The sequence below is a fragment of the Candidatus Baltobacteraceae bacterium genome (assembly GCA_036559195.1).
Taxonomy (GTDB): Bacteria; Vulcanimicrobiota; Vulcanimicrobiia; order Vulcanimicrobiales; family Vulcanimicrobiaceae; genus JALYTZ01.
In genome coordinates this window covers 1-4,268 of record DATBTN010000020.1, presented here as the reverse complement: position 1 = coordinate 4,268, position 4,268 = coordinate 1, and the positions used below count along the sequence as shown (strand labels likewise).

At 66.9% G+C, this 4,268-nt stretch carries 5 protein-coding genes; 3 read left to right on the top strand and 2 right to left on the bottom strand.

The annotated features are described in order from the left end of the window. Together VIG32_02165 and purE are read right to left on the bottom strand one after the other, a co-directional pair. On the bottom strand, positions 1-608 hold a 608-nt coding region (locus tag VIG32_02165; GenBank protein ID HEY8296815.1), incomplete at its 3' end, for an ATP-grasp domain-containing protein. Continuing rightward, positions 605-1,090: a 5-(carboxyamino)imidazole ribonucleotide mutase gene (gene purE / locus VIG32_02160; protein ID HEY8296814.1), complete on the bottom strand. Its 486-nt coding sequence runs from the start codon at positions 1,088-1,090 to the stop codon at positions 605-607. The genes purE and VIG32_02165, both read right to left, overlap by 4 nt. Before the next feature lie 61 nt (positions 1,091-1,151). Between purE and VIG32_02155 the strand changes: the two genes are divergently transcribed. The 3 genes from VIG32_02155 to VIG32_02145 form a co-directional block, all read left to right on the top strand. Then, complete coding sequence (locus tag VIG32_02155) at positions 1,152-2,381, top strand: beta-galactosidase (protein HEY8296813.1); 1,230 nt, start codon at positions 1,152-1,154, stop codon at positions 2,379-2,381. After that, a complete protein-coding gene (locus tag VIG32_02150; GenBank protein HEY8296812.1) occupies positions 2,356-3,453 on the top strand; it encodes an SDR family NAD(P)-dependent oxidoreductase in 1,098 nt (365 codons plus the stop codon). Before VIG32_02155 ends, VIG32_02150 begins: the two co-directional genes overlap by 26 nt. Further along, on the top strand, positions 3,426-4,268 hold an 843-nt coding region (locus tag VIG32_02145), incomplete at its 3' end, for a hypothetical protein (protein ID HEY8296811.1). The genes VIG32_02150 and VIG32_02145, both read left to right, overlap by 28 nt.

Sequence of the window (4,268 nt, the reverse complement as noted above, 5' to 3'; positions counted from 1 at the left end):
GGCGGATAGGTTACGACTTCGTCGCGCGCGTTGCGCGTGGCCACCACGCTGAGTTCGCGCTCGAACGGCACGAAGCGCTCCCAAATCAGCTCCGCGCCGCGCGCCTGCGAGAACGCGTGTTTGGCGCCCGACGAACCTTCGATGCGCCACTGCCCCTTGCCGTCGTAGCCGCCGCGCGCCGTCTTGAGGATCGCCGGAAAGCCCACCGTCAGCGCCGCGCGCGTGATATCTTCGAGCCGCCCGATCGGCTCGAAATCGGCGACCGGAATGCCGCACTCGCGAATGAATCGCTTTTCGAGCACGCGATCCTGCGTGATGCGCAGCACGTTGCTGCTCGGGGTGACGCGATACCCGTGGGTTTCGAGATACTCCACCGACTCGATCGCGATGTTCTCGAACTCGTAGGTGACGATGTCGGTCTCGCGGCCGAGCCGATCGATGGCGGCCATGTCGTGGTACTCGGCCACGATCTGCTCGTCGGCGACTTGCCCGCACGGCGAATGCGGCTGCGGATCGAGCACGATGACGTCGTAGCCCATGCGTTTGGCATCGAGGGCGAACATGCGGCCGAGCTGGCCGCCGCCGATCACGCCGATGCGTTGGATCACAGTTTGATCGTGGTAACGGCGTCGTGCATCTTCTGCGTGTGTGCCGCAAGACGATGTGCGATCGCTGGATCTCCCAAAGCGAGAATGCGCGCGGCGAAGAGCGCGCCGTTAACGGCGTTGCCGATCGCCATCGTCGCAACCGGCACGCCCGCCGGCATCTGCACGATCGAGAGCAGCGAGTCCAAGCCGTTGAGCGCTTTGGACTGCACGGGCACGCCGATGACCGGCAACTCCGTCTTGGCGGCGGTCATGCCCGGCAGATGCGCGGCCCCGCCGGCGCCCGCGATGATCACCTGGATGCCTCGGGCGGCCGCCTGCTCGGCGTAGTCGAACATCTCGTCGGGCGTTCGGTGCGCCGAAACCACCTGCAATTCGAAGGGAATGCCAAGTTCGCGCAGCGTGTCGCGCGCGCCGGCCATCGTTTCGAGGTCGGAGACGCTGCCCATGATGATCCCGACGAGGGGAGCCGTACTTTCTGCCATCAAGCGCGGCTTCGAGTCCGACGCGCATGCGCCCTCGCTTCCGGCGGCGAAGCCCTGGTTCGTGCCGACTTTTCGACTCGGAATCAACTATTGGCCGCGCAGCAGCGCGATGTATATGTGGGAACGCTTCGATTTGGGCGAGATTCGCGAAGATTTCGCGCGCATCGCGGCGATGAATCTGCAGGTGGTGCGCTTCTTCCTCATGTGGGAAGCGTTCCAGCCCGAGCCCGATCGGCTCGATCCGGCGATGCTCGAGCGACTCGACGGCGTGATGGGCGCGGCCCGCGACGCGGGCCTGCAGACCATGCCAACGTTCTTTACCGGGCACATGAGCGGCGTGAACTGGATTCCGGCGTGGGCGCTCGATCCCGCGACGCCGCACGGGCGCTTTCGCACGTTTGCCGGCGGCCGCGAATCGCCGTACGGCATCGGCAACTTCTACACGGGCGCGCTGCTCGACGCGCAGCGGCTGCACGTACGTACCATCGGCGAACGCTATCGCGACGACCCCGCGCTGTATGCATGGGATCTCGGCAACGAATTTAGCAACATGCGCGAACCCGACTCGCCGCACCAGGCGGCGTACTGGAGCCGCGCGCTGGTCGACGAACTGCTCAAAGCTTCGAACGTGGGCGTTACGGCCGGAACGCACGGCGAGGATATCACGCGCGATCGGCACATTCGCCCGTCGTCGCTCTGCGCCACGTTTGATTTTGCGACGATGCACGGCTACACGGTCTACAGCGCGTTCTCGCGCAATCGGCTCGATCCGTGCACCGTGCCGTTTCTCTACGAGATCGCGCAATCGTGCGCGAACAAGCGCGTGCTCTTCAGCGAGTTCGGCAATCCGCAGGCGCCGCCGGGAGAGGTCTCGCCCTCGGATCGCGTTCCGCTTCCGGGGGAACCGCAGCCCGCTGCGAAGGATCTGCCGCCGCACGCCGCCGCGTATGCGTGCTTGACCGAGGAAGAGATGCCGCATTACGCCTACGCGGTGCTCGACCGGCTACAGCGGCGCGGGGCGCTGGGCGCGTTGTGGTGGTGCTGGGCCGACTACGCCCCCGAACTTGCCACGCAGCCGCCGTTCGACCGCGCCCCGCACGAAATGCGCTTCGGCATCGTCGACGCCGCCGGCGAGGAGAAGCCCGTCGCGCGCATGCTCTCCCAGTTCGCGCGCGAAGAACGCGAACTCACGGACGCGCCGCCGCCGCTCGTTGACGAAGCGACCTTTTACGCCAACTTTCCGAACGTATTGGACGACACCTACCGTGGCTATTGCACCCTCTTCCCGTAAACGCACGCTCGTAATAACCGGCGCAAGTTCGGGCATCGGCCGCGAACTCGCGCTGCAGGGCGCGCGGCTGGGCTTCAACGTCGTCGCTAACGCGCGCCGAACGGCGCGGCTCGAAGCGCTCGCCGCCGAGATACGCCTGGCCGGCGGCGCGTGTGCGATCGTTTCGGGCGACGTAACGCAAGCGGCGACGGCGAAGCACATCGCCGAGACCGCGCAGCGCGAGTTCGGCGGGATCGACGTGCTCATCAACAACGCCGGTATGGGCGTCGCGGGCAATCTGCTCGATCAGAGCGAGGCGGCGATCGACGCGCAGTGGCAGACGCACGTCGCAGCGCCGCTGCGCATCACGCGCGCGGCGATGCCCGCGCTGCGCGCGAGCGGCGGGCAGGTCTTCTTCGTTGGTTCCGGGCTCGCGCGCGTGCCCGCGCCGGGCTTCGGCGCGTACTGCGCCGCAAAGGCGGCGATTCGCGCGGTCGCGATTCAATTGCGGCGCGAACTGCGCGGCAGCGGCGTGGCGGTGACGTACGTGGATCCCGGCGGCGTCGATACGGAGTTCTCGCAAGCCGCGGGAATGGAGCGCGGCTCGAACATGATGCTCGCGAAGCCGCAGGACGTGGCGGCGCGCATCCTAGCCGCGATTCGCACACGGCCGGCGACCGTGAGCGGAGCGCCGCTGCACGCCGTCGGCGTGGCGATCGCGGCGGCGTTTCCGCTGATCGCCGACCTCGCGATCGACCGCATCGTCGATAAGCCCGCACCCAAACCCGCGCCGCTGCCCGAGGCGCCAGTGCCGGAACCCGCGGCCGTACCCGACGTGCCATTCACATTCGAGCGCGCGCTCGAACCGGTCGCGCGTCGCATGGAGCGCGTGAAACTCCCGCCGGCGTTTCTCGCCGAGCTGCTGCAGCCGCCGAGCGAATTGCATCTGCACGACGTGGCGATGCGCTGGGCGGGCATGCCGAACAAAAACGAACGCGCCGCCATGGCCGAAGCGCTCGACGCGCTGGCGGCCGGCGGCTTTCTGCAAAAGACTGGAGACGAAACGTGGCTCGTAGTACGAACCGCCGGGTAATCGCAGCGCTACTAGCGCTGACCTGCCTCGCGATGGCCCCGGCAAAGGCACCGCAGCGCGGCGTTTTCGCGTTGTATGGCGCCAAACCGGTACTGCGATCGCTGCTGACCGCACACCCGAGCGCGGGCGGCGACGAACTCAACATCGTACAATACGCGATCGGATCGAACGTGCCGGTTACGCGCTACGACCTCGACGCGACGCAGAGTATGCACCTCGTCGTCGTCCGCGACGACTTCCGCAAGTTCATGCACTTGCATCCCGTACTTCACGACAACGGCCACTTTACGATCGCGGTCGCACTCGATGCCGGGCATCGCTTCTACGCGTATGCAGATACCACGCCGCACGGTCACTCCCAGCAGGTCTACCGTTTCGTGCTCGAGGCCGGCGTGCCGCCGCGCAAGCTCGATACGAGCGTTGCAGCCTCGAGCCCGTCGGCCGACGTCGGGCCCTATCGCGTGACGCTCGCCGCCACTCGCATTCACGCGAACCGCGCCATGGTGATGTCGACGACGATCAAACGCGACGGCCGCATCGCACGCGACCTGCATCCGTATCTGGGCGCGGCCGCGCACGCGGTCTTCATCGATACCGCGTCGCTCGATTACATCCACGTGCACCCGGTCGATTCGCGCGCCGGCAGCATGGAGCATGCGATGGCCGCCATGAGTGCGATGCCCACGTTGCCCGCAAACGCCACGCTCGACGGGCGCATGTCGCTGAGAATCCCGAAGCTCGCCCGGGGGGCGTACAAAATGTGGCTGCAGTTCCGAGGCGGTTCGACGCTCTACGTAGCGCCGTTTACGATCGTC

Coding starts and splice junctions, on each gene's coding strand:
- purE (HEY8296814.1), bottom strand. CDS start 1,090: ATGGCAGAAAGTACGGCTCCCCTCGTCGGGATCATCATGGGCAGCGTC.